This window comes from Caballeronia sp. GAFFF1 (genome assembly GCF_023630705.1).
GTDB lineage: Bacteria > Pseudomonadota > Gammaproteobacteria > Burkholderiales > Burkholderiaceae > Caballeronia.
The window spans coordinates 129,074-155,260 of sequence record NZ_JALQEM010000031.1; the positions used below are offsets into that span (position 1 = coordinate 129,074).

Here is a 26,187-nt window from a genome sequence, read left to right on the forward strand (position 1 = left end):
AGATCAATGTGGGTGAGCGCGGTAGTCTTCGCCTATAGCGGACTCTCGCTCACCCAGGCATCGCCACGCCGACGATACGAAACCCGCTTCAGGGCCGCTTGCTTTTCGGCCGAATTCGTGGCGCTCTATGCGGGCTTGCCCATCTTTGTCCTGATCACGCGACGAACCGCCGTGCTTCTCGCCATGATCTGGCTCGCTCCTGTTTTCATTTACTGCTTCGAGCGACGTCGAAGGCCGTCGGTCTATGAAAACGACTGGAACTGGCGTGGCTTTCGGGCCGGATTACGGGCCGTGGCGCTGCGCTTCGCCGTCCTTTCGTGTCTCGTCGTGTTCGCCGTATGGCACTTCACGCCACATGCATTACTGTCTTTGCCGCGAGAGCATCCCGGTATGTGGCTCCTCGTGATACTGCCCTACCCCGTGTTATCTGTGTGGCCGCAGGAGCTGATCTTCCGCAGCTTCCTGCTGCGCCGCTATACGCTGCTATTCGGCGCGAATCGAGGCTATATCGCGGCGTCCGCCGTGGCTATCGGCGGCGCGCTATTCGCCGCCACGTACCAAGACCGCCGTTCGCTCGCACTCGCTTGCTTCGAACATGCGTTGTATGGCTGTCTGGTGTTCACCGTCGGGCTGGGTCGGCATCTCTGTTCCGGTTCGGCCTGGCAGCACTAGTTAGGAATCCAATGCGAAACGCGAAGCGTCACACGGGGTTGGTCGCGACGAAGTCCTTGAACACCGAGTACGCCGGATTCCTCGTCACGCCGTCGTCCTGAATGAGACCGAAGTCCGAATCGATCACTGCGTACATCATGATGGACTGTATGTTGTACTTGTCCTTGATCGAACGATATTGCGCCAGTGCACGGCCGGTATAGGCGGCGGCTTGCTGGGGCGTGTCCTTCGCACCGGCCCAGCCCCACTCCGTGAGCCAGATAGGCACATTGAACGAGTCTTTCAGCACTTGCAGCACGTCGACGCACGCGTGATAGCGGCCGCCGCATTGAATGTCGCCGGAGCTTTCGTACCAGTGATAGGTCGTGAAGTCCCATCGCAGCGAAGCCGCGCCACTCACCCCCTGCGCCGAGCCATCGGGCGAGATGCCGTTCCACAGCATTTGCAGCGCGCGGTAGGCCATCGGAATGCCGACGTTCACGCCGCACTGAATGGCCGGGTCCACCGAGCGCACGCCGTCGACCATGCCGCGCAGCACGCCGCGAAACGAAGGCCAGCACGCCGGGTCCCAATCCGCCGAGGAGCTGCCATCGCCGCCGATCTTCAACGGCACGTCGAGCTCGTTGCCGCATTCGATGTACTTGACGAGACCCTTCAGCGGCTTCGTGCAACGCACGGCCATGTCATAGCCGAGCGAATAGGCAGCCGCTTCCGTGCTGTGCGTGTCCCATTGCGCGGAGAGCGTATTCAACACCGGCAGTATCGACACGCCGCTATTCGCAAACGGCCCCTGCAACGCTTCGGCGACAATGTTCGCCATGCCGCCGTCCGCAACGTCGCAGCGATAGTTCGTCACGCCGAGGTCTTGCAGAATGGCGAGTTGCGCAGCCGGCGACATCGTCCGATAGATGCCGCTGCCCCAGGCCATATGGCCGTTGATGCCATAGAAAAGTCCGTTCGCGGCGGACATAGCGGACCGCGTGGCCGCTGTGCTGGTCGAGTCCGCGGCAGAAGCACCGCCGGTCGATGTCGGCGTGGCCGGATTCGTCGCCGCGCTCGCGGTGCCGGCGACCGGTGCATTGCTGGCCGCGCCACCTCCGCCCCCGCCGCCGCAGCCCGCAAGCACGGCGCCGCCGGCCGAAGCCAGCATCATCCCGAGAAACGAGCGGCGATTGAGAGTACGAGCGGAAGCCTTCGAAAGCTCGAAGGGCGCGGAGCGGGTAGCGTCGTCGTGAGCGGGCATGGCCGTAAAAGTGGGCGTTGATGCCCGCGTTTACGGCGAGGCCCGGTGCCCTCTTTAGCCGTCTTTCGCGCTTTGTGCCCAAAGATTTCGACGACGCGCGGCGGTTTTACCGACGCATCGCGGTCTCGATCAGACCATCGTCGTTGGTGACGCTCCACCCACCGCCCAGCGAGCGATACATCGCCACGGCCGCCAGCGCGTGTTCGCGGCGCGACTGATTGAGCGCGTCCGCATCACGCAAATACGCCTGCTGCGCGTCGAGGACGTCGAGAAAACTCGCCGCGCCGCCTTTGTAAAGCTGCGTGGAAAGGGTCAGCGATTTTCCGGACGCAGCGAGTGCATCGCTCAAACGCGCAGTTTGATCGGTGCTGCTGACAAGGTCGCTGCGCGTGTCTTCGACGTCCTTCAACGCCTGAAGCAGCGTCTGACGCAGCATAAGTTCCGACTCGCGCATCCGGCTTTCGTTTTGCTCGATTTCCGCAGTAATGCGGCCCGCGTTGAAAATCGGGCTGGTTGCGTTCAGCGCGGCCGAGAACAGGTTGTCGGTGAGCGTCGGCAAGCCGAGATACGACGAAGCGAGCAAGCCGTCCGTCAGTCGCAGCGAGAACTTCGGATAACGCTCCGCGCGCGCGACGCCCACTTCGGCGGCGCGCTGCTGAACCTGCGCATAAGCGATGAGCACATCGGGGCGATGCAACAGCGCGTCCGACGGCACCATCTGCGGCGCGCCTTGCGCAGGCACCGGTATGACGGGCGTGGTTCCCGCATCGGCGAGCAGCAACGTATCGACGGATTCCGGCGTGCGGCCCGCATACACCGCGATCAAGCTCAACTGATGTTGAATGGTCGCGTTCGTGCGCGGAATACGCGCTTGCAGGTCGCTCAACTGATTCTGCGCGCGTGCGACATCGAGTTGCGTCGAAAGACCGTATTGCAAGCGCCGCTGCGTGAGTTTCAACGCGCGTTCGCGGATGACCAGGTTATCCTGAAGGATCTTGAGTTCCGCTTGCGCCCACCTAAGATCCACGTACGCGGATGCCGTATCCGCCGCAAGCGCGAGCCTGATCTGATCGGCCGCATGCTCGCGCCCGACGAGTTGCGCCTGCGACGCAAGCAGTTCGAGCCGCTCGCCGCCGAATACATCGGGCGTCCAGCTCAGTGCGAGACCGAACCCCGCCTGACGAACGTAGCCCAATGGCGGCGGCGTGTTCTGCCGCGCATACGAAGCGCCTGCGTTGGCATCGAGTTGCGGCAAGAGCGCGGCCCGGCGCTGCGTCGTCAACGCTTGCGCCTGCTTCACGCGCTCGACCGCGGCTTGCAGATCCAGATTGCTGTCGAGCACGGAAGCGACGAGTTCGTGCATGACGGGATCGTTGAACTGATTCCACCACGTCGCGGCATCCGTGTCGGCCTTCGGCACGTTCACGCTCCAGTCGGCCGGCGCGGTGGTTCGCACCGTGGCGGGCAAGTCCGCGTGGGTGGCAGGCTGCACCGCGCAGGCAGCGAGCGCGAATGTCATTAGTATGCCTAAATACGTCTTTCTCATGATTGCCTCAATGCGCTTCCGACGATGGCGGCGCGCTGCCGATAGGCCGCGCAAACAATACGCTGACGATTCCCACGACAAAGCACAGCGCCAGCACATAGAAGCAGTCGGCGAACGTCAGCACGAGCGCCTCGCGCAACACCATCGCGTTGAGCGATGAGAGACCGGCCTGCGTCGCGTCGAGAGCATCGCCTGCGACGGCCGCGAGATGCGCGGAACTCCGCGCGAGCATATCTTCGATGGCGGGACGTCCGACGGTCACGTTCTCGGCCAGTCGCAGGTAATGCAGATTCAGCCGGTCATTGAGCATGGTCGCGCTCACCGCAATACCTATCGCGCCGCCGAGATTGCGCATCAGATTGAACAGCCCGCTAGCCGACTTGAGACGCGATGGCGGCAGCGAACCGAGCGCCATCGTCACGATGGGCGGCACCGCGAACTGCTGGCCGATGCCTCGCAACGCCTGAGGCAGGAGGAGTTGCTGCCAGCCCCATTCGTTAGTCAGCGGCGTGTAAAAGTAGCAGCCCAGCCCGAAACAAATCAGGCCGAATACGAGCAGGACACGCATGTCGATGAGGCGCGACGCGTAGCCGTACACGCCGATCGATGCCAGCTGGAAGCATCCGACCGACAACAAGGCAATGCCGATCTGCAACGAATCGAAGCCGCGCACACGGCCGAGAAATACGGGCGTCAGAAAGACCGAGGTGAAGATGCCGATTCCGGTCACGAACGAAAGCAGACTGCCGATACCGAAGTTGCGCACGGACAACGCCCGCAAGTCGACGATCGCATCCTTCGCCGTCAATGCATGCACGATGAACAGGAAACCGCAGACGCCCGAAATCCACGCGCACGCGATGATGGCGCTGTCGCCGAACCAGTTCTTGCGCGGGCCCTCTTCCAGCACGTATTCCAGACATCCGAGGAAACCTGACATCAGCAGGATGCCTAAATAGTCGCCTTTCTTGAGCAGCGATAGATCGGGCTTGTCGATATGGACGTATTTCGGCACGAGCACGGCGACGACCAGACCCGGCACGAGATTCAGGTAGAAGAGCCAGTGCCACGACCACTGGTCGGTAATCCATCCGCCGATGACCGGGCCGATGGCCGGTGCCAAAGAAGCCAGCGCGCCGATCGTCGTCGAGGCAATGATCCGCTGCTTGCCGGGAAAGAGAACGAACGCGGTGGTGAACACGGTGGGGATCATCGCTGCGCCGAGCGCGCCTTGCAGGCCGCGAAAGAGGATCATCGAGTCGATGTCCCATGCGAGACCGCACAGCATGCTGGTCACGGTGAAGCCGATGGCCGACGCCGCAAAGAGCCACCGCGTCGAGAAGACCTTCGAGAGCCAGCCGGACATGGGAATAACGAGGATTTCCGCGATCAGATACGACGTCTGGACCCACGACAGCTCGTCCTGGCTAGCGGACAGTCCGCCGCCAATATCTTTGAGCGATGACGCGACGATCTGGATATCCAGCGTCGCCATGAAAAAGCCGAGGCACATGAGCGCGAAGGCAAAGACGCGCTCCCTCACGGGCGCTTCGGCCGGATTGTCGAGCACAGTTCGATTCATGATGCGCGCCTCAGCCGTTCTGCTTGCGAAGGTGGACTTTCACCGTCGCGGACAAGCCGGGACGCAGCACCGACTCGGCGCCCTTCGGCACGTCGAGCCGAATGCGCACGGGCACGCGCTGGACGATCTTCGTAAAGTTGCCGGTCGCATTCTCGGCGGGCAGCACGCTGAACGTTGCCCCGGTCGCGGGCGCGAGACTTTCGACGTGGCCTGTGAACGGAATGTTCGATGCGTCCAGTTCGACATCGGCGTCGTCACCCGCACGCATCTTCTTCAGCTGGTCTTCCTTGAAGTTGGCATCGACCCAGAGGCCGGTCGCAGGCACGATGGTGAGCAGCGATGTGCCGACGTTCGCCAGCACGCCGACGCGCGCCGTGCGATTGCCGACATAGCCGTCCACAGGCGAGCGGATGGTCGTATATTCGACGTTAAGTTGCGCCACGCGCCGCGCGGCTTCGGCGGTCGCCACGCGGGCCTGTGCATCGGCGATCTGCGCGTCGATTACGGATAACTGGCGCTTCGCCGCGACGAGCGATGCCCCGCTCTTGTCCAGCGACGCCTGCGCCTTGCTGTAGTCGGCATCGGCGCGTTCGACGAGCTGGTTCGACACCGCGTCGTCCTTCACGAGTTCGCGATAACGCACGCGGTCCTGTCCGCTACGCGTGAGTTCGGCCGAGGACGCGCGCACTTCCGCCTGTGCCTGACTGATCAACGCGGCCTGCAAGGCATCTTTTGCGCGCAGTTCCTCGACGGCTGCGCGAGCACTCGATACCTCCGCGTTCGCCTGAGCGAGACGTGCGTCGTAATCGCGCGCATCGAGACGGACAAGCACTTGGCCCGCGGTCACGCGCTGGTTGTCCTGAACGAGAACGTCGGTCACGAAGCCGTTGACCTTCGGCGCCAGCACGGTGACATTGCCGCCGACGTAGGCGTCGTCGGTCGTTTGCACGAATCGCAGAACGAGTGCCCAGTAAGTGAGCGCCGCGACCAGCACGGCCGCGACCAGGCCGAGCGCGAGGAGCATCCAGGGAATGCGACGGGCGGGCCGGCTGAGCGCCGGAGCGGTCGTCGATGGGAGTTGCGTGGAGGGCGTCGTCATTTAGCTTTTAGTGCATATGCACTTTTAATCGTACGAAAAGGCAGCTGTCGCTACTTCAATAGCCTGAGAGCGTATCTGTGCATATGCACGGCGTCAAGCTCTCTGGCGGCACGAGACAAATGTCTTGCCGACAATAATCGTGCGTTGGCAACTCTCAAGGTGCGGTTCACAATTCGCTAGCAGAATGGTTCTCATCTACCAACGCTGCTTTCATGGGCTCGCGCTTATCTAAAGTTTTCCCTTCCAGCGCCGATAACTGACGTTGACCGACGCATCAGTAATGCGCGCAAAAAGTCCACCGCCTGTTGCAGTCCAGGACGCTCGCTTTGCCCACGCTTGTCTGCGCTTGCAAGCCGCAAGGCTTCAGAGCGGCAGCACTACGCCTAGAAAACTACGTTAATCGCGCACCGACAAGCCCATCATGCCCACGTTCGACTTGCGTACCGTCCTGCTGATGGCATCCGTGATGCCTGGGCTGATGGCTCTGGTCATGTTCTCCATCGGCAGGACATTCCCGAGAACGATTCTCGGTGTCGCGCAATGGGCGCAGGGCTCGCTGCTCTTTTCTGCCGCCGCTTTCGTGATGGCGCTGCGCGGTGCGCTGCCCGACTGGTTATCGGTCGTCGTCGGCAATGCGTGTATCGTCGGCAGCATCGGGCTCTGGCTTATCGGTAGTCAACGCTATCTGGGTCGCCCACCATTCATTCGACTCATTGCAGCGTTGGCTATCGTAGACGCAGTCAGTCTCAGCTGGATGACGTGGGTGCAATTCACACCTCACGGGCGCGCGCTGTGCACGAATGTGATTCTCGCACTGCTTTTCGCGCGTCTCGCATATGAGTTGTTGCGATTCGGCCGGGACGATAGCGGGGCGAAGGTCGTCGGCACTCTGTTCGCGTTCGAGACGGTCATCGCATCGGCGAGAGTCCTGACATCCATGCAACCGGGCGCGTCGCACGAAGGCTTGTACGCGCACGACCGGATGCAAATGGTCTACTTGAGCAGTGGCGCATTCATGTCGTTGAGCATAACGGTCGGCTTTATGCTCACCGCAGTCAACCGGCTCAGGGTCCATCTCGAGGGACTGTCGCGTATCGATCCTCTCACTGGACTACTCAATCGCCGCGCTCTTCTTGGCGCTCACACGATGTCGCGAGAGACGCCTCGCAAGGCGAGGCGCTACCTGTCGTTATTGCTGATCGATCTGGATCACTTCAAGAAGATCAACGACACGTACGGTCACTCGATGGGCGACGACATTCTCGTGGATTTCGCGCAACGTGCGAGTCTCGCGCTTCCCGCGGAAGCGCAGTTCGCACGCTGGGGCGGAGAGGAGTTCGCCGTGCTGTTTCCGTGCGACAGTATCCACGAGCCATTGCGGCTCGGACGCGCATTGCAGACACGCATTGCGAGCATGAGCGATTCGTCCCTGCCTTCTTATACGTGCAGCATCGGGGTCGCTTATCTTGGCGCGGCCGACGCAAGCATCGAGCAGTTGCTGAAGCAAGCGGACGAGGCGCTGTATCGTGCCAAGGACAATGGCCGGAATCGCGTGGAACTGGCGCGGGAGATTCTCCCGGGCACCGGCTCACGCATGCCCGATGCGGCACTGAAACTCTAGCCTCCACGTCGCCGCAACGAACACGGCATAGGCCAAAGCGCGCCCGTGGACCGCGCTTTGCTGCGAATGCTGTCACCAACGCTAACCTGAACGGAGAGCGCGATGTGTCAGTATCTGAAGGGGCCGGCGCACCCGGTTTTTATGCGCGATATGAATGCGAAGGTGGCGGCTTCGATGCTTTCGCGGCTACACAGTCGAGCGGTTCTCGCGTCCCTTGTTTGCGCGGCTGCATTTTCGTCCGCAGGTTGCCGTCTGATGCAGTCCGGCGCTCAAGTCAGCCCCACCGATCAGCAATTCATGCTCACCGCGGCGAGCGTCGGCAAGGCCGAGATCGATCTTGGCAAGCTCGCGTCCGAACGCGGCGGTTCACCGGCAGTCCGCGAGTTCGGGCAGAAAATGGTAGCCGAGCATACGCGCATCAACGGCGAGTTGTCCCAGATTGCCGATGAGAAGCACGTCCGCTTGTTACAGGCGATGGATCCGGCGAACCGCACGCTATACGACGAGCTCGGAACCATGACGGGGGCCGCGTTCGACCACGAATACGCGATCGCTCAGGTGCATATCCATCAAATGGGCAATGCGCTCTATGCCAGCGAGGCGCAGCATGGCGAAGACGCGCAGGTCAAAGCGTTTGCGGCGCGAGGGGTGCCGATCGGAGAAAATCATCTACAGCATGCTTCTCAGCTTCTGCAAGACTTGCCGATATCATCGGCGCAGTAGTCGGTGCGTAACGGCACGGAGAACTCGAATGGCTCGCAACGAAACGCCTCTATGCCGGGCACGCTTGCTACCCGACCGGCGCCGCAATGGGAAACGCACGCCGGCTGGCCTCGCTGTCGTCTTCGCTTTGTCGCTCGGACTGATATTGCCTTTGAAGGCACAAGCCGATCCCACTGATTCCACCCGCGAGCAAGTTCGCTCTGATCTCGCCCGTTATCGATGCGCCGGGTACAACCCGGTCGCCGACGAGATCACGTACCCCAACGATATCGATGCGGCGCGGGCGCGATTGCAGGACCCCGGCTGCTCGAAGCCCGACGCCGCCTCGAAACCGGCGCCGCGCCCGGGCAAGCCATCGAAATAGCCGGCGGCATGCATTTGACCTCGCACATGCATAGAACCTATTCCTGACGGCCCCTGAATCGTCCAGGAATCCGCTTCTATACTGGCGCCTCGAACATCAACGAGGAGACGCTTGCATGTTAATGGACGCCAAGGAATCGATTTATAGCCCGACGCAGGAAGGCCTCATCTTTCCGCAAGAGCCGACGTTTGCGAGTTCCGCCGAGGAGAGAAGGTATCGCAAGGAGCATCTCGCGGCAGCGTGCCGTATCTTCGCCCGCCACGGTTTCAGCTTCGGTTTCGGCGGACATTTGACGGTGCGCGATCCCGAGCATCCGGAGCTTTTCTGGACCAATCCGATGTGCGTGCCGTGGTCGCGCACCAAGACGTCGCAACTGGTGCTCGTGGATCATTCGGGCACGGTAATCGAAGGAAAATACGCGGTGAATCGCGCGGGCTATGTGCTGCATTCGGCCATTCATGCCGAGAATCCCGACATCATCGGCTCATGCCATGCGCATACCGTGAACGGAGACGCGTGGGCCGCCATGGGCAAGCCCCTCGATTACGTGACGCAGGACGCGTGCATGTTCTACGGCAGCCATACCGTCGTGCGCGACGGCGCCGGCAAGGTGCCGGTGGCGAACGAGTCGGGCAACCCGATTGCGCGCGCCTTCAACGAGCACAAGGCGATCATTCACCAGAACCACGGGCTGCTCACGGCGAGCCGGCACAGCATCGACGACGCCGTATGGACATTCATCGCTCTGGATCATTGCTGCAAGATGCAGTTGCTCATGGACGCAACAGAGTCGCGCCCTATTCCCATCGATCCGAAGTTCGCCGAATACTCGCATGAGCATCTCGGTAACTCTTTCATCAGCTGGCTGCACTTCCAGACCATGCTCTACGAGATCGCGGAACAGGAGCCCGATTACCTCGACTAAATCAACGAGATGTTCCCGCAGGGCCGGCATGCGCGCACGTTCGAAGGCGCATGCCGCGAGCAGCGCAAAAAACTATACCGGAGACAAGCATGGAAGCGCTATATGGCGAAGAGGCCGTCACGCCGGCCGACACGAGCCGCACCTATTACCGGGCTTACTGGCGGCTGTTGCCGCTTTTGTTGATCTGCTATCTGGTCGCGTATCTGGATCGCGTGAATGTGGGCTTCGCCAAATTGCAGATGCTAGATGCATTGCATTTCGACGACGCCATCTACGGCCTCGGCTCGGGCATCTTCTTCGCAGGCTATTTCTTCTTCGAAGTGCCCAGCAACCTCGTAATGCGAAAAGTCGGCGCGCGCAAGTGGATCGCACGGATCATGCTGACGTGGGGCGTGATTTCGGCAGCGATGATCTTCGTGAAGACGCCGACAATGTTCTACATCGCGCGCTTTCTGCTCGGTGCCGCCGAAGCCGGTTTCGCGCCGGCCATCATGTATCTGCTCACCTTGTGGTTCCCGGCACGCTATCGCGGCCGCGCCATGTCCATCTACGTGATGGGCGCGCCGCTCGCCTTCGTCGTCGGGGGCCCGATTTCCGGCTATATCCTGCACGCATTCTCCGGCAACGCGCATCTGGCCGCGTGGCAATGGCTCTTTCTGATCGAAGCGGTTCCGGCTGTCGTGCTCGCCTTCGTTGTCCTGGCGTTTCTCGACGACGATCCGGCCCGCTCGCGCTGGATTAGCGAAGAAGAGCGCAAAGACGTGCTCGCGGAGATCCGCGCGGAAAACGCAGGCAAGATCGATCATTCGAGCGCCGGCGCGTTCCTTGCCAACCGGAAGTTGTGGCAGTTCTGCGCGATCTTCTTCTGCCTCATCATGGGCCTCTACGCACTCGGTTTCTGGATGCCATCGCTCATCAAGCGCAGCGGCGTGATCGATCCGTTTGCCATCGGCCTCTATTCTGCGATTCCGAACATCGTCGCGGCGATTGCGCTTTACGTCTCCAATCGCAGCGCCGATCGCACCGGCGGCCGGCGCGCGCACTTTGCGCTCTTCATGTTGATCGGCGCGGTGGGGCTCGCCACCAGTATGTGGTTGTCGGCCGGGCCTGTCGTGACTACTGTCTGTCTTTCGATTGCTGCGGCCGGCGTGTATTCGTGCGTCGCGCTCTTCTGGGCGTTGCCGACGAGTCTGTTCGTCGGCGCATCGGTGGCTGCGGCGCTCGCGTTCATCAACTCGGTCGGCAATATTGCCGGGTTCGTGTCGCCTTACCTCGTCGGCATGCTGAACGTGACCGTGGGCAAGTCGGAAGTCGGCATGTATGTGATCTCTGCGTTCCTCGTGCTCGGCGCAGCCATGACGATGCGACTGCCGAAGACGCTGGACGACAAGTAACGGGATTGCTCAGGCGGCCCACGGCGGCCGCTCGAGCTTCTCGCCGATGTAGTCGATGAAGGCGCGGACTCGCGGATGAAGCGACGAATCACGCGGATAGAGTGCGTAGATCGCGGTTTCGTCGCTAGGCTGAAAGTCCGTGAGAAGCGGCACGAGCATGTTGCTGCGAATGGACGGAAGCACCATATGTTCCGCCATGCGCGTGATGCCGACGCCCGCAAGACACATATACACCGAACTCACGCCGCTGCTTGTCTGAAAGTTTCCGTTGATGAGGATAGTGGTGCGCTCGCCGTCGATCACGAACGGCCAATGATTCAGATGGTCCATCGGCGGCTCCCACATCAGACAGTTGTGGTGCGCGAGATCTGCCGGCGTCAACGGCACGCCGTGACGCGCGATATAAGAAGGCGACGCCGTCACCACGCGTTGCAGATGACACAGCTTGCGGCTCACCAGATTGGAATCCTGGAGACTGCCCATGCGGATCGCGACATCGAAGCCTTCGCCGATGACATCCGCGAGCGTATCCGAGAGCGATAGCCGGACGCGCAACCCCGGATAGCGTTCCAGAAAGCCGGGAATGAGCGGCACGATCTGGTCCATGCCGAACGAAGTCGCCACTGTCACGCGGATACCGCCCGTCATGTGCTGTCCGGCGCGCGACAGCTGCGCTTCGGCGACATCGATCTCATCGAGAATGCGCTTGCAGAGCGCCAGATACTGATGCCCTTCCTGCGTGACTTGCAGACGGCGTGTCGAGCGCCTGAGCAACGCGACGCCGAGGCGCTTTTCCAGCGTCGAGACGGCGCGACTGACATACGGCTGTTGCAGGTCCAGCATGAGCGCCGCTGCTGTGAAGCCACCGGTCTCCGCGACGGCCCTGAATATCCTCATTTCGACGAGGCGTTCGTCCTTCATGTGGCGATGCGAGTCTGAGCGGGATGGGAAGCCAGCATCATAACCATCGGCAGGCACTTGAGATACCGGGACTTGCACGAGTGATGCAATCGGTTCGGACAGGCGGCGCCGACTCATTTGTCATGCTAACGACGGTGCGACACTACCCTTCTTCACCACGTCTGCTCGAGACAACATGAAAAAAGGGCCCGGAGGCCCTTTTTCGACTGCTTACTTCGGGTGAGTTGCGATGAAGCTCTTGACTGCCGTGAAAGCCGGCTTCTGGGTCTTGCCGTCGCTCTGCATCAAGCCGTACGCGCCTTCACTGTCGTCATACATCTCGAAAGCCTGAATCGACTGAATGTTGTACTTGGCTGCGTTGTTGTAGAACTGCTGCATCATCAGGCTGCCGGTCATGTACGACGCAATGGACGAGTACGTGCCATAGGTGGGACGAACGCCGTATTCGTTGATCCAGATCGGCTTACCCATCGACTGAAGTACGCCGAGGACGTCGTGGCAACCCGTGTTGCCGCAGGCGTGGGTCATGTCACCCTGGTCGGAGTACCAGTGCCACGCCGTGATGTCCCAGTTGACGGTCGGGTGACCATGCGTGCCGTCCGGCTGCGAGCCGTCTGCGAGCATCTGGAAGAACGCGGTGTGCTTCCACGTTCCGTCGACGATGATCTTCGCCGAGCTGTTGACCGACTTCACGCCGGCGATCATGCCGCGGATCGCGCCGCGCGCGATGGTGAACGGCTGATTGCTGTACTGGTTCCAGACATTGCCGTCGTAGTTGCCGGCGAGCGTGTGGGCTTCCATCTCATTGCCCACTTCGTAGTACGTGTAGTTGTACGTTTGCGCCGTCTGCTGGCCGAGCGTGTAGCCGGCGTTGTAGGCCGCTTGCTCGCTGTTGTAGTTCAGGCCAAGCATGATCACCGGATAAACCTGCACGCCGCCTGCGGCGAACGTCTTCGCAACCGTAGCGACAACCTTTGCCGAAGCCTGGCTGTAGACGTCGTTGCGATAGATCTTCACACCGAGGCTTTGGAGCTGGGCGAGCTGCGTTGCGTACGCGGTGCTGTCATACGCGCCGCCGTTCGTGATGTGGCCGTTCACGCCATAGAAGATCGAGCCGGTGGTCGCTGCCTTGTCCGTTGCCTGCGGCAGATCGGCGGACTTGTTGGTTGCGGCATCGACAGCAGCTTCACCACCGCCGCCGCAGGCCGCGAGCATCGCGCTCAGGACCACTGCGGCTGCGAACGTTGCAGCTTTGGATTTGGCGAGGAAGTTCAGGGATTGCGTCGCTTGATTGTTGTTCATGATCACTTGGCAGTACTAAGGAGCGAGCATTCGCTCGCAGAGTTGATGTAGGTTGCCGACATGTCATGCCGACGACCAAGAACGTATTTCGCTTAACTGGGGAACCGGTTCGGTCGCACTGCTTTGAACCGGCCGTCGAGCTATGCCTGGTTCCTATCGCGCTGGCGTGGACGCCAGCAAACGATTGCCTGCCGAGGAAGGCCAATGACCGCGCTGCGGATGGTCACCGATGCAAAACTGGTTCAAGGGTATTACTTACCGACTCATGCTGTGAACCGCTTCGTTTAAGGCATCCTTTTCCGAATCGGTCAGCACGGAAGCAAGGTTATCGTCTAATGAGATGGCTGTAAACACACATTTCAGAAAAAAATTCGTCTGAAATTATTCAGCAGGAAGAAACTTCCGAAACGGATATTGTTGCCAGCGCGACACACGTTTGCCGCATTAGCGGCGTTCGTAGGTGCCTAATCCGACCGCGCTCACGCTGACTATTAGGGTTATTGAGTATTCGTATGTAGAGAAGCATGAGGCCGTAGCAGACCTAATGTCTCGATTGAACGCTTGAGACGGTTCGCCAATGCGCTAAAGCATCTTGTGCAAGGCGATCGCAAGCAATCGCGGCTCATCGAACATCGTGGCGAGTTCGAAGAAGAAGAGGAAAGCGAACATAGCCGCCGTGCCCGGTCGTCGCTGCATCCAGTTCACGATACGCGGGGCAAATCGCGTCCTGACCGGATCAGGGGTCATGAAGATGACGACAGCCGTGCCGATCAGCGCGCCTGCAACCACATCGGAGGGATAGTGAAGCCCGACATACACGCGAGGCAAGCAGATCAACAGCACGCATTGAAGAACGGCCAGCACACCGATCCATCGCCAGACGAGGAAGATGCCCACTGCGACCGACATCCATAGCGCTGCGTGGTCGCTCGGGAATGAGCTCCATAGTCGCAGATGGTTGCTCGCGTGGCTCGCGTCCGGAAAGCTGGAAGCAAAACTCGGCGTATACATCGGCCGTAGCCGGAACGGCAGGACGAGCGCGAGGAGGCGTCCGACGGCGAAGGCAAGCAGCGCAGACAACACAATCGCGACCACCATCTCTCGACGGTAACTCAACGTACTACCCTGCTTGAACCAGATCGCCCACAGGATGGCGAGCGGAATGAGCCCCTTGAACAAATAGAATTCCGCCACGACGCCAGCCGCGTGAACGAACAGGCCCGACGAAGGAAGAGCATGCAGCAGCCAAATTTGAATCGTTGAGTCAAGAGCGTTCACGCAGTTTCGTCTCCGTACGTTTTAATAGTTATTCGACACTACCGGCAACGCATACTTCGACGCTGGACCTTATGAAGCGCTCAACGCCGTCATGCGTAGACGGCAGAGACCTTGATTCTTATGCGTTCATTTACCCCGCGTTCCGCCATGGCGCATGGCTTGAATCAACTACGCACGCAGTTCTTCACGACCGATCGCAGTTCGTTGATGTCGAATGGTTTGGCAAGGATAACAACATCGGCTTCGGATGCGCGCCTCAATTCCTGCGCATAGCCGGTCATGAGCGCGATCATCTGATCCGGCCAACGGTCCCGCACGTACTCGGCGAGATCGAGTCCATCCAGCTTGCCGGGCATCTGAACATCGGAGAGCACGAGGTCAGCGTGGTATCCGCTTTCCAGCAAGGCGATCGCACTGTCGGCCGTCAACTCATGCCGCACATTGCAGCCGAAGACGTCCAGCACCGCGGCAATGCCATCGGCGACGCTCTGGTTGTCTTCGACTAAAAGCACGCTCACGCCGGAAGCCAGCACGTCAGCCGCCTCCTCTTGAACCGGCTCGGCAGCGGGCTCCGCGCAACCCTCTTCGCCCTCGATACGCGGCAGGTAGATGCTGATCGTCGTCCCGCGGTCAGGCGCGCTCTCTATGCGCGCGGTGCCGCCCGACTGTTCGCATGTCGCCATGACTTGCGCGAGTCCCAGCCCGGTGCCGGCTCCCTTTGCCTTCGTGGTGAAGAGCGGCTCGAATGCGCGTCGCAGCACTGCATCGGTCATGCCTTTGCCGGTATCGGTGAAGCGAAGCAGAACATAGTCGCCGGGCGGCAAGTCGAATGTCCGCTCCGATAGCCTAATGGATTCGCATCGCACAGTGAATTTTCCGCCGTCGGGCATGGCGTCTTTCGCGTTGACGCAGAGATTGATCACGGCCGCTTCGAGCTCCACGGGATCGACCATCACGCTGTCTCTACGACTCGTCAACTGGAGGTCCAGCTCCACCTGTTCACCTAGCGATGTCTCGATGAGATCACGCATGGTCTCGAGCCATTCGCACACATTCAGGCACTCGAGCTTCACCGGCTGCTTGCGCGCGACGCTCATCAGGCGACGCGCGAGTCCTTGCGCGCCTTTCGCCGCATGCTGAACAGCCAACACTTCTTTCTCGAGATTCGTGTAGTGCTTGCGTCGCGCAAGCTCCACGTTGGCGTTCACGACCATCAAGAGATTGTTGAAGTCATGTGCGACATTGGCGACGAGATTACCGAGCGCGCCCATGCGGCGCAGTTGCCGGTTCGACTCTTCGGCCGACACGCGTCGGCTGACTTCGGCATGCCACTTGTGCCACGCTATTTCCTCTTCGCCGAGCCTTCGCAACGACATCCAGAGCAGCACCCATACGACGACACAAGGAACGAGCAATATGGTCGTGATGGCGAGCAGATTGGCGCGCCACTTCGCGGCAATGGAAGCGGTCTCGATGCCTGCCAGGACATACATCGGATAGGCGCCCACGCGCCGGTAAGCGAGCACTCGTTCGCGCCCGTCGACAGGAGATACCGAAAGCAGATGCCCGAACCGCGCGTTTTCTTCCATCGCATGCTTGATTCCGGAATCCGCCGCCGACGTCGCTTGAGGCCGCGAATTAGGGAAGCGCGCCAATATTCCGCCATCGGCGCGATACAGGCCGATGAGAACGAAAGGCTCATCACCAGTCAGTTCGCGATAGAAGTCGAGAAAGTACTGTTGTCGAAGCGCAATTGACAATACGCCGAGCGACCTGCCCTCCTTATCGACCCATGAAGTGCTTACCGTGAACACGTTGCTGCCGGTAAGGAAGCCGGGTTGCGCCAGCGCGATATGAGGTTCCCCTCGCGCATGCGATGCCGCCTGTAGCGTTTCGCTTCCACTGATCGACACATTGGGAACCGGGTAGAAGCGGCTACTCGCAAGCAACTGTCCCGGTGCGCTGTAGACCGCGGCGCTTGCAATCTGTGGAAAGCGGCCGACTATCGCGTTGAGCGATTCATGAACGGTCTTTTCTTCACGGGCGATCCAGTCCGGTCTCTGCTCGCCCACGAGTTCGGCGATACGGTCGAGCACTTCTGCGTTGAGACCTTGCACGGTCGCGGCCTGCTCTTCGGCAACTCGCGTCAGGCGGTCCACTTGGTCGAATGCTTCGGATAGCCTGCGATGGTAGTCGAACCAGGCGTACCCGCTCACGCAAACAAGAGGGCCGAGTACCGACATGACCGCGAGAAGGACGATGATCGCGCGCGTCGCCGCAAAGTTCCGATGCGGAGGCGGTAGCTCCAGAGAGACTTCGTCTTCTTCGTCCATTGTGCAATCCGTCCTTGCACAGACGCGCGTGAGTTCGGGTCACACGCATCACGGGATACCGTCGAGAGAGAACGCCTCGATGATCCGACTATATAGCGATTTCAGCAGTCGGACCTTATCTGCGAGCAAGAGTCATGCAGCAGCGGACGCTGGCCGCCCAGCGAGTGTTGAATTGCGCGGGAAACGCATGTTACGCGGTGAAGGCTTTGAAAGGGAAGACGCGATGCGAGCCGCGGCCGTTCTTCTTGCCGACCGACCGCCTGACCGCCGCATCGCGTCATTTATAGCCGATAACCATGGAATCGGGCCCGACGAGATGCTCGACGCGTATGTTGCAAAAGCCGGTCTGCTCCATCCATTCGCGGCATTGCGCGCCGGTGTAATCGAAGCCGCCCGGCGTCTCGATCAGCATGTTCAGACTCATGAGCAAGCCGAACGCATTCTTGCGGCGCTCGTCGTCGATGACCGCGTCGTAGACGATAAGCGCGCCGCCCGGCGGCAGCGCCGCATGGCATTTGCCGAGAAGTTCGAGCTTTTGCGGCAGCGCCCAGTCGTGCAGGATGTGCCCCATGACGAGGACATCCGCCGACGGGCAATCGTCCTTGAAGAAGTCGCCCGGATAGAAGCGCAGTCGGTCGCTCAGGCCCTGCGCGGCGATGTATTCCTCGAAGACCGGGCCGACGGCCGGCAAGTCGAAGCCGCCCCCCGTCAGATGCGGATGCGCCATTGCCACTTGCACGGGCAGCGCGCCCTGCGCCGCGCCGATATCGATGAACGTGCTGTAATCGCCCCAGGAGAACTTCTGGGCGATGGCGCGAGCCGTACCGAGGCTCACGCCCGTCATGCCCTGAAGGAAGCCGCGCAACGACGCCTGATCGCGATAGATCGCGTCGAACGGATTGCCGCCGCGCTTCGCCTCGTTCTGCGGCAGACCGGTCACGAGCGCTTCGGTCAGCGCTCCCCAGAACGGATAGAGTCGCGCGTTGGCCATCTCCAGCAATCCGCCGACATAACAAGGCTTGGACCTGTCGAGAAAGAGATCGGTGTCGGCCTTGTTGCTGTAGACGGTCCCTTCGCGGTCGAGCAAGCCGAGCGCGACGAGAGCATCGAGGAAGTCGCTCGCTGCGCGTGGATGCAGCCCGAGGGCTTCGGCCAGTTCCGCCCCTTCCCGCGGACCGGACGCCAGTTGCGTGAAGACACCGAGTTCGACCGCAGACAGCAGCGTCTTCGACGCCCAGAAGCCCATGCCTATTTGTAGAAGCCTCTCGGGAGAAGGCTGATCGGTGGTGACGGGCGACGGCGCCTTGTTCATATCGCATCCTTCGTTCGATGAGGAATAACGTAAGGGGTGCTAAGGCCGGCTGAAAGCACAGCGTCCACTGTAGGCGCTGTGTCGTCTCGGATCAAGCGACGTATGTGGGCCGCCGCGCAGAGCGCGCAGGTTGCGACCTGCCGTTGCGCTATCCGCCGAGGCGCAGGCATTGCGGCCCGAACTGGCTTGAACTGGCCCGAACTGGCCCGTAGAGGCCGCAACGGATTGTCTCTGTTCAGACAGGTACCGCCTGCGGAAAACTCGGGCGAACCGACGCGAGAGATTCTCCATGACCGCACAGACCTTCTTCGACGCCAACCTGTTGCTCGCCTGGTCGGCCTACTTCGTAGGAACGGCCAGCCCCGGGCCGAGCAATCTGGCGATCATGTCCATCGCGAGCACGTCCGGCAGGCGCGCAGCCCTGGCGTTCGCGGCGGGCGTCATGTCCGGCTCGTTGACGTGGGCGGTGCTCGCCGCGCTCGGACTGTCGGCCGCGCTCGCCGCCTATTCCGGCTTCCTGGTCGCACTGAAGATGTGCGGCGGGGCGTATCTGCTGTGGCTCGCGTTGAAGTCGGCTCGCGCAGCGTGGCGTAAGCCGCTGCGTGCCGCTTCAACACATGCCCCGGTACCTCACGCGCGACGGCTCTATGCGCGCGGCGCGCTGTTGCATCTCACGAACCCGAAAGCCATTCTCGTGTGGATGTCGGTCGCCGCGCTCGGCTCATCGACCGCAACGCCGCCGATGCACACGCTGACTGTGGTCGCGGGCTGCCTGTGCATCGGCATGAGCGTCTTTGGCGGCTATGCGGTCTTGTTCTCGATGCCAGCGCCGCGCCGCCTGTACGCGCGCATGCAGCGCTACCTCGATGCGTGCCTCGCACTGGTATTCGGCGCAGCGGGCATCCGCTTGCTTACCTCGCGCGTCTGAACGACCGCGAGCTTACGCGCCCCTGTTCCAGCGATCCAGCCGCTTGCGCGTGACGAGCGCAATGCGGTTCGATGCAAGCGCCGCCAGATTGGCGAGGCGCCGCTTCTGCGTGGCGTCCATGACGCGCGGCTGCCGGTCGATGGCGCATAGCGCGCCGAGCGCGTTGCCCTCTGCGTCGCGCAACGGTGCGCCGGCGTAGAAGCGAATGCGCGGCTCGTCCGTGACGAGCGGGTTCGCTTCGAAACGTGGATCGGCCGTCGCGTCCTCCACCACGAACGCATCGTTCTGCATGACCGTGAAGTTGCAGAACGCCCACGAGCGCGGCGTCTCATGCGCATTGAGCCCCCAGCGCGCCTTGAACCATTGGCGGTCCGGCGTGAGCAGCGTGATGAGGCTGATCGGCACGCGCAGCGTCTCCGCTGTGAGTTGCACGACCTCGTCGAACTCCGGATCGCTCGCCGAATCGACGAGTCCCGTGCGCTCGACTGCCCGCAGGCGCGCGGCTTCGTTCGCGGCGACCGGATACGGCAACGCGTCCTGATCGCGCGAAGGCGCGAGCGACAGACACGCAACGAGCGCAGCGGCGAATGCGGGCTTGTCAGCAGGCGCTGGCAGCAACGCAATGCGCGACAGGCCGCCCAGGTCCGCTTCGAGTTGCGCTGCAGGCATGTCGGTGACGAGAAGCATGCGCATGTGCGCCAGATCGCGCGAATGCAGCAGCCGCCGGCACATCGACAGGCGCTCCCAGTCCCCGCGCATCAGTTCGACCGCGATCACGGCCGGCATGGCGATGCCCGCGTCGAGCATCGCGTTGAGCGGGTCGCTCTGGCCGATGGCGCGCAACCCCGCTGCCGCGGCCGCTTCCACGTACGACGGCAACGCGGCTCCCGACGCGACGACGAGCGCCACAGCGTTCTCCGCTTGATTCGAGGCCGGCCGCCGGTTGCCGAGTTGCTCGCGCAACGCGTCGACCGCGCTCGCGCGCACGCGCCGGTGTCCGCCCGGCGTTTTCCACGATTCGATTTGCCCCTGCTCGATCCACGTTTGTGCTGTCTTCACCGAAACGCCGAGCCGAGCCGCGACGTCGCGCGTGGTGAGAATGGGATCGTCTTGCTTTGTCATGCGGTCCTTACGGTAAAGCGCGAACGAGGCGCAAACGATAGCTACCTTCAGATGAAAGCACAATCGCCGAAATTGATAGAAATGGAAGTTTTCGCTTGCGCGATTTGTCGGTTAAATCTACGCTTAATACGCCATTTCGCTGTCTTTTTCGGTCTTCGGTCGCAATTACCACGCCTTCAATCAAAACATGGTAATTATGGCTGGCATCGTTGGCTTTGACAAGACGTCGACAATTGGTAAAAAAGGAAGTCTCTATAAACGACGCGGGCGCACAACGCCTGCGGCGCCGAAGACCACGGCGAACACACAAAACACGCTATGAACCTCAAAACCATGTCGGTCAAGGCAAAACTGGCCTTGTCATTCTCGCTGCTAACGGCTGTCGTCCTGATCGTATCAGCGGTGTCCATCACTGCGCTCAGCGACGCGAATCAACGCTTCTTCGGCTTTGTCGAAGGCATCAACACCCGCGCGGCGTTGGCCGAACAGGTGCGTCAGGCGGTGGACCGGCGCGCGATCGCCGCGCGCAACATGGCGCTGGTCGCGACGCCTGGCGATTTCGATCTCGAGAAGGCCGCCGAAGCGCAGGCGCAAGCCGATGTCTCCGCGCGCCTCGCCAAGCTCGACGCGATGATCGCGTCGGCGACCGACACGACCGAGAAGGCGCGCTCGCTCGTCGCCGAGATCAATCGAATCGAAGCGCTGTATGCGCCGGTCGCCCAGGCGATCGTCAACCTCGCGACCGAGCACCGTCAAGAGGAAGCCGTGCGCAAGATCAACGAAGACTGCCGCCCGTTGCTGGCCGCGCTCGTGAACGCCACCGACGCTTATTCCGCTTACACCCACGAGCGCGCCGAGACGCTCGTGGCCGAAGCTCACGAACACTTCGCGACGCAGCGGGCCATCCTCATCGCCATTTGCCTCGCGGCGGTAGCGGCTGCGGTGGCCGCGGGCGTCATCATCACGCGCGGCCTGACGCGCGCGCTCGGCACCGAGCCGGCGACGCTCAAGGAAATCACGCAGCGCGTGGCGTCGGGCGATCTCAGCCCCGTCGCGATGACTCGCGCGGTGCCGGCGGGCAGCGTGCTCTCGTCGATGGACGCGATGCAAAAGAGCCTCGTCACGTTGATTGCCGAAGTGCGCACGGCGGCCGACAGCATCGCGACCGGCTCCATGCAGATCGCCTCGGGCAACGCCGACTTGTCGGCGCGCACGGAAGAGCAGGCGTCGTCGCTGGAGGAGACGGCGGCCAGCATGGAAGAGCTGACTTCGACGGTCCGCCAGAACGCCGACAACGCCCAGCAGGCCAGCACGCTGTCGAGCAATGCGTCGCATGTGGCGCAACAAGGCAATGCCGTGGTGACGCGCGTCGTCGAAACCATGACGGCGATCAGCGAGAGCTCGACGAAGATCGCGGACATCATCGGCATTATCGAAGGCATTGCGTTCCAGACCAACATACTGGCGTTGAACGCGGCAGTCGAGGCAGCGCGCGCGGGCGAACAGGGGCGCGGCTTTGCAGTGGTGGCGTCGGAAGTGCGCTCGCTTGCGCAACGCTCGTCGCATGCGGCTAAGGAGATCAAGGAACTGATCGGCGCGTCGGTGGCGAAGGTGGAAGCGGGCTTCGCGCTGGCGCAGGACGCAGGCACGACGATGAGCGACGTGATGACCGCGGTGCGCCGCGTGTCGGACATCATGGACGAGATCGCGGCGGCGACGGGCGAACAGAGCCGCGGCATCGAGCAGGTCAATCAGGCAATCTCGCAGATGGACCGCGTCACGCAGCAGAACGCCGCGCTCGTCGAGCAGGCGGCTGCGGCATCGCAGGCGCTCGACCATCAGGGGCGTCATCTTTCGCAGACGGTGTCGCAATTCCGCATCGAACACGCTGCGGCATGACGTACGCGCGGCGCGCGAAGACAGCCACTGAGAGGAAGTCGTGCACCATGAGATGAAGACGTTGCCCGGCGTCGCCACCGCGCAGTTCCGGTCGTTTGCAGCGAAGATTCCGCCGTTCTACGCATCGCTCGTCGTCACGATGTTGTCGGTCATGGTCGTGTTCGGTCAGCGCGCGCCCGCGTGGCTCGCGCTCGGCATGCCGTCGATTTTCATCGCGCTGCTCGTCTGGCGCGGCTGGTGGTGGGTCGTGCATCGCCATGACGACGTGACCGACGCCGAGGCGAGCCGCCATCTCGCCCGCGCGACGAGCGTGCTGATCGTGAGCGCCCTCTTCGCAATGGGCGTCGACGTGATGCTGTTCGAATACGCCGACGTTCACGCGAAGTACTTCATCCTGATGCAGATCGTGGCGTCGACGATGGCGGGTTTCTTCTGCCTGATGCATCTGCGCGCGGCGGCGGCGCTCGTCGCCTTCGCGATGATGCTGCCGTTCCTCGGCTTCATGCTGAGCATGGGCGATATCGGCGCGACGGCATCGGCGGTCGACATCGCGATCACCGTCGCGCTGATGAGCTATGTCATGTTCGGCTATCAGCGCGACTTTGCCAGCCTGATTCGTTCGGAGGCCGAAACAGCGGCGTTGAGCAAGGAGAACGTGCGGCTCGCGAACCTCGACATGCTCACTGGCCTGCCGAACCGCCGGCAGTTTTTCGAGGAGTTGCAGTCGTCCATTGCGAATGCCGCCGCGACGAAGCGCACGGTGGCGGTGGGCGTCGTGGATCTCGACGGCTTCAAGCCCGTCAACGACACGCACGGGCACCGCGTCGGCGACCACGTGCTCGCGGAAATCGCGCGGCGCATCGAACGCATGACGACCGACGCCGCGTTGCTGGCGCGCGTGGGCGGCGACGAGTTCGCGTTCATCGTCGTGGATGCGGACGAAGCCTCCCTGCAGGGCTCCGCCGATGCAATCATTCAGGCGGTGAGCAGGCCGATCGCCGTCGGCAGCCTCGTGACATCGGTCGGATGCTCGATCGGCTTCGCGATGTATCCGCGCGCCGCGGCGACGGCCGATCTGCTTTACGAACGCGCGGACTACGCGCTCTACCATGCGAAGCGTTCGGGCCGTTCGCGCTCGGTCATGTTCTCGCTGGAACACGAGCAACTGTTGAAAGAGCAAGGCGCGGTCGAGCAGGCATTGCGCAGCGCGAACCTTGCCGACGAGTTTTATCCGGTGTTTCAGCCTATCGTCGATGCATCGACGAACCGCACGCTCGCGCTCGAAAGCCTCGCGCGCTGGCAGAGTCCCGTGCTGGGCGCGGTCCCGCCGGGCACGTTCATTTCGGTGGCGGAGCAGGCAGGGATCATCGCGGATCTCACGCCTATTCTGTTGCAGAAGTCGCTTGCCGCTGCCGAGCTTTGGCCGGAGGACGTGGACCTTTCCTTCAACGTCTCGCCGTACGACATTGCGAGCGAAGCGCGTACGCGCCGGCTCATCGAGATCATTCAGGCAAGCCGCGTGTCGCCGCAACGCATCGCGATCGAACTGACGGAGACCGCGCTGATGCACAGCTTCGCGCAGACGAACGCGAACATGGCGCTGCTCCAGGGCGTCGGCGTGCGCATCTCGCTCGACGACTTCGGCACCGGCTATTCGAGCCTCAGCTATGTGCACGCATTGCCCATCAACAAGCTGAAGATCGACAAGAGCTTCATCAGCGATATCGGGGCGAATCCGCGAAGCAGGAACATCGTGCGATCGCTCATCACGTTGTGTCACGACCTCGGCGTGACATGCATCATCGAAGGCGTCGAGACGACGGACCAGTTGCGGATCGTGCGCGAACTGGGCGGCGCGGCCATTCAGGGCTATTACTTCTCGAAGCCGATGCCGGCAGCCAGCGTGGATGCGTATTTGCGCGATTGCACCGCCGTTTGATGGGTCGGTGGAGCGCCAACGTCACTTTCACGCCGAGCCTGCCGGACGTCTTCCCTTCTCTCCTGCGGTACGACAGTTGCTCGCACGACCGTGGACGGACGATCGACAGGAGGTACCGCGATGCTCAGTCAAGAGACGAAGGGCGTCGTCAAGGCGACCGCGCCTGTGCTCGCCGAACACGGACCGCTCACCATCAAACGCTTCTATATCCGGCTATTCGAAGCGCATCCGGAACTGAAGAACGTTTTTAACATGCCGCACGAGGAGCAGGGCGAGCAGCAGACGGCGCTGGCGCGCGCCGTCTATGCGTATGCGGAGAACATCGAGAATCCCGAAAGCCTCGCGGCCGTGTTCGCAACATATCGAATAAAAGCATGCGAGCCCCTGCTTCCCGAAGCCGATTACTACTTCTGCGGCCCGATTCCGTTCATGCGCTCGCAGCATGACGCGCCGTGCAAGTTGGGCATCGAAGAAGCGCGAATCCACTATGAGGTCTTCGGCCCCGATCTTTTTGCGGAGTGACGCACGGTGCGCGCACCGTGCGCTTGATTGACGCGCTTCAACGCACGAGGCAAGGCCGCTTGTTGTCGAACTTCCAGTTCGGGATGAGATATTGCATGGCGATGCCGTCATCGCGCGCGCCGAGGCCGTGCTGCTGATACAGCGCGTGCGCCTTGTCGATCTCGTCCATATCCAGTGCGACGCCGAGACCCGGCGTGCTCGGCACCTTCACCTTGCCGCCGACGATTTGCAGCGGATCGCGCGTCAGACGCTGGCCGTCCTGCCAGATCCAGTGCGTGTCGATAGCCGTGATCTTGCCGGGCGCGGCGGCCGCGACGTGCGTGAACATCGCGAGCGATACATCGAAGTGATTGTTCGAATGCGAGCCCCATGTGAGGCCCCAGTCGTTGCACATCTGCGCCACGCGCACGGAGCCTTGCATCGTCCAGAAGTGCGGATCGGCGAGTGGAATATCCACCGATTGCAGTTGAATGGCGTGGCCCATCTGACGCCAGTCGGTGGCGATCATGTTCGTCGCAGTCGGCAGGCCCGTCGCGCGGCGGAACTCGGCCATCACTTCGCGGCCCGAATAGCCGTTCTCCGCGCCGCACGGGTCTTCCGCGTACGCCAGCACATCGTGCTGATCGCGGCACAGGCGAATGGCTTCCGCGAGCGACCACGCGCCGTTCGGATCGAGCGTCACGCGCGCATCGGGGAAACGTTCGGCGAGCGCCGTCACGGCCTCGATCTCCGCATCGCCGGCGAGCACGCCGCCTTTCAGTTTGAAGTCGTTGAAACCGTAACGCGCCTGCGCCGCTTCCGCGAGCCGCACCACCGCTTCCGGCGTCAGCGCAACTTCGGTGCGCAAGCGCTCCCAGTCGTCCTTGCCGTTCTCGCCGGACGCGTACGGCAGATCGGTGCGATGGCGATCGCCGATATAGAACAGATAGCCGAGCATCTCCACTTCGTCGCGTTGCTGGCCTTCGCCGAGCAGCGCCGCGACCGGCACGCCGAGATGCTGGCCGAGCAGATCGAGCAGTGCCGCTTCCAGCGCGGTGACGGCGTGAATGGTCGTGCGCAGATCGAAGGTTTGCAGGCCGCGACCGCCCGCATCGCGGTCGGCGAACTGCGTGCGCACGCGATTGAGCACGGCCTGCATGTTGCCGATGGACTGGCCCACGACAAGCGGACGCGCGTCGTCGATGGTCTTGCGGATGTTCTCGCCGCCCGGCACTTCGCCGACGCCCGTATTGCCTGCGCTGTCCGTGAGAATCACGATATTGCGGGTGAAGAACGGCGCATGCGCGCCCGACAGGTTCATCAGCATGCTGTCGCGCCCCGCAACGGGAATCACGCGCAATTCGGTAACGGTGGGCGTCGCGTGGACGCGAGTCGAGGTCATGGACATGAGCGAAATACCATCGGTTAATTTGAACAATGCGCGCGTCGTGCTGATTCGACGGCAACTTATTTCGATTTCCTA

At 62.0% G+C, this 26,187-nt stretch carries 20 protein-coding genes and 2 pseudogenes; 11 read left to right on the forward strand and 11 right to left on the reverse strand.

The window, feature by feature from the left end; all coding sequences use genetic code 11:
* Positions 1-12 precede the first annotated feature (12 nt).
* Positions 13-672 carry a hypothetical protein gene (locus NCR37_RS17450; protein WP_250474104.1) on the forward strand — a complete coding sequence of 220 codons (660 nt, stop codon included), beginning with the start codon at positions 13-15 and terminating at the stop codon, positions 670-672.
* A gap of 28 nt (positions 673-700) precedes the next feature.
* Here NCR37_RS17450 and NCR37_RS17455 read toward each other — a convergent pair whose 3' ends face one another.
* The gene (locus NCR37_RS17455; RefSeq protein ID WP_250474105.1) at positions 701-1,642 is read right to left on the reverse strand and encodes a glycosyl hydrolase; all 942 of its coding nucleotides are present in this window, start codon (positions 1,640-1,642) and stop codon (positions 701-703) included.
* A 10-nt stretch (positions 1,643-1,652) separates the two neighbouring features.
* On the opposite strand from NCR37_RS17455, the gene NCR37_RS17460 reads away from it, so the two are divergent.
* Positions 1,653-1,907 carry a hypothetical protein gene (locus NCR37_RS17460; RefSeq protein WP_250474106.1) on the forward strand — a complete coding sequence of 85 codons (255 nt, stop codon included), beginning with the start codon at positions 1,653-1,655 and terminating at the stop codon, positions 1,905-1,907.
* 114 nt (positions 1,908-2,021) lie between these two features.
* Here the strand turns inward: NCR37_RS17460 and NCR37_RS17465 are convergent, their stop codons facing one another.
* From NCR37_RS17465 to NCR37_RS17475, 3 genes are read right to left on the reverse strand one after another with little or no spacing between them, the layout of a single operon-like run.
* Entirely contained in the window at positions 2,022-3,461 is a 1,440-nt protein-coding gene (locus NCR37_RS17465) for an efflux transporter outer membrane subunit (RefSeq protein WP_250474107.1), read from the reverse strand.
* Between the two features lie 7 nt (positions 3,462-3,468).
* On the reverse strand, positions 3,469-5,043 hold the full coding sequence (locus NCR37_RS17470; RefSeq protein ID WP_250474108.1) for a DHA2 family efflux MFS transporter permease subunit: 1,575 nt from the start codon (positions 5,041-5,043) through the stop codon (positions 3,469-3,471).
* Positions 5,044-5,053: 10 nt separating this feature from the next.
* Entirely contained in the window at positions 5,054-6,142 is a 1,089-nt protein-coding gene (locus NCR37_RS17475) for an HlyD family secretion protein (RefSeq protein WP_250474109.1), read from the reverse strand.
* Between the two features lie 421 nt (positions 6,143-6,563).
* On the opposite strand from NCR37_RS17475, the gene NCR37_RS17480 reads away from it, so the two are divergent.
* The 5 genes from NCR37_RS17480 to NCR37_RS17500 all read left to right on the forward strand — a co-directional run bounded on the left by NCR37_RS17480 (position 6,564) and on the right by NCR37_RS17500 (position 11,169).
* Positions 6,564-7,763: a GGDEF domain-containing protein gene (locus tag NCR37_RS17480; RefSeq protein ID WP_250474110.1), complete on the forward strand. Its 1,200-nt coding sequence runs from the start codon at positions 6,564-6,566 to the stop codon at positions 7,761-7,763.
* A 102-nt stretch (positions 7,764-7,865) separates the two neighbouring features.
* Positions 7,866-8,486 (forward strand): DUF4142 domain-containing protein, encoded by a 621-nt coding sequence (locus tag NCR37_RS17485; RefSeq protein WP_250474111.1) that lies wholly within the window; start codon positions 7,866-7,868, stop codon positions 8,484-8,486.
* Between the two features lie 28 nt (positions 8,487-8,514).
* A complete protein-coding gene (locus NCR37_RS17490; RefSeq protein ID WP_250474112.1) occupies positions 8,515-8,850 on the forward strand; it encodes a DUF4148 domain-containing protein in 336 nt (111 codons plus the stop codon).
* Positions 8,851-8,965: 115 nt separating this feature from the next.
* Positions 8,966-9,775 carry a class II aldolase/adducin family protein gene (locus tag NCR37_RS17495; RefSeq protein ID WP_250474113.1) on the forward strand — a complete coding sequence of 270 codons (810 nt, stop codon included), beginning with the start codon at positions 8,966-8,968 and terminating at the stop codon, positions 9,773-9,775.
* Positions 9,776-9,864: 89 nt separating this feature from the next.
* Positions 9,865-11,169 (forward strand): MFS transporter, encoded by a 1,305-nt coding sequence (locus NCR37_RS17500; protein ID WP_250474114.1) that lies wholly within the window; start codon positions 9,865-9,867, stop codon positions 11,167-11,169.
* Between the two features lie 9 nt (positions 11,170-11,178).
* On the opposite strand, the gene NCR37_RS17505 is transcribed toward NCR37_RS17500, so the two are convergent.
* The 5 genes from NCR37_RS17505 to NCR37_RS17525 form a co-directional block, all read right to left on the reverse strand.
* On the reverse strand, positions 11,179-12,090 hold the full coding sequence (locus tag NCR37_RS17505) for a LysR family transcriptional regulator (RefSeq protein ID WP_250474115.1): 912 nt from the start codon (positions 12,088-12,090) through the stop codon (positions 11,179-11,181).
* A gap of 210 nt (positions 12,091-12,300) precedes the next feature.
* The gene (locus NCR37_RS17510) at positions 12,301-13,392 is read right to left on the reverse strand and encodes a lipopolysaccharide biosynthesis protein (RefSeq protein ID WP_250474116.1); all 1,092 of its coding nucleotides are present in this window, start codon (positions 13,390-13,392) and stop codon (positions 12,301-12,303) included.
* A 582-nt stretch (positions 13,393-13,974) separates the two neighbouring features.
* Positions 13,975-14,670: a phosphatase PAP2 family protein gene (locus tag NCR37_RS17515; protein ID WP_250474117.1), complete on the reverse strand. Its 696-nt coding sequence runs from the start codon at positions 14,668-14,670 to the stop codon at positions 13,975-13,977.
* 164 nt (positions 14,671-14,834) lie between these two features.
* A complete protein-coding gene (locus NCR37_RS17520) occupies positions 14,835-17,003 on the reverse strand; it encodes a hybrid sensor histidine kinase/response regulator family protein (protein WP_250474118.1) in 2,169 nt (722 codons plus the stop codon).
* 277 nt (positions 17,004-17,280) lie between these two features.
* Positions 17,281-18,315 carry a methyltransferase gene (locus NCR37_RS17525; protein ID WP_250474119.1) on the reverse strand — a complete coding sequence of 345 codons (1,035 nt, stop codon included), beginning with the start codon at positions 18,313-18,315 and terminating at the stop codon, positions 17,281-17,283.
* Positions 18,316-18,604: 289 nt separating this feature from the next.
* Here NCR37_RS17525 and NCR37_RS17530 point away from each other — a divergent pair, with 289 nt between their 5' ends.
* Positions 18,605-19,243 carry a LysE family translocator gene (locus tag NCR37_RS17530; protein ID WP_250474120.1) on the forward strand — a complete coding sequence of 213 codons (639 nt, stop codon included), beginning with the start codon at positions 18,605-18,607 and terminating at the stop codon, positions 19,241-19,243.
* Positions 19,244-19,255: 12 nt separating this feature from the next.
* On the opposite strand, the gene NCR37_RS17535 is transcribed toward NCR37_RS17530, so the two are convergent.
* Positions 19,256-20,365: a GAF domain-containing protein gene (locus NCR37_RS17535; protein ID WP_250474121.1), complete on the reverse strand. Its 1,110-nt coding sequence runs from the start codon at positions 20,363-20,365 to the stop codon at positions 19,256-19,258.
* Between the two features lie 318 nt (positions 20,366-20,683).
* Between NCR37_RS17535 and NCR37_RS17540 the strand changes: the two are divergent.
* The 3 genes and pseudogenes from NCR37_RS17540 to NCR37_RS17550 all read left to right on the forward strand — a co-directional run.
* Positions 20,684-22,261, forward strand: a pseudogene (locus NCR37_RS17540) (methyl-accepting chemotaxis protein); the annotation flags it as partial.
* Between the two features lie 55 nt (positions 22,262-22,316).
* On the forward strand, positions 22,317-24,203 hold the full coding sequence (locus NCR37_RS17545) for a putative bifunctional diguanylate cyclase/phosphodiesterase (RefSeq protein WP_250474122.1): 1,887 nt from the start codon (positions 22,317-22,319) through the stop codon (positions 24,201-24,203).
* 120 nt (positions 24,204-24,323) lie between these two features.
* Positions 24,324-24,574: pseudogene (locus NCR37_RS17550) on the forward strand (globin family protein); the annotation flags it as partial.
* 188 nt (positions 24,575-24,762) lie between these two features.
* Here the strand turns inward: NCR37_RS17550 and gudD are convergent.
* Entirely contained in the window at positions 24,763-26,112 is a 1,350-nt protein-coding gene (gene gudD / locus NCR37_RS17555) for a glucarate dehydratase (protein ID WP_250474123.1), read from the reverse strand.
* Positions 26,113-26,187: the final 75 nt, after the last annotated feature.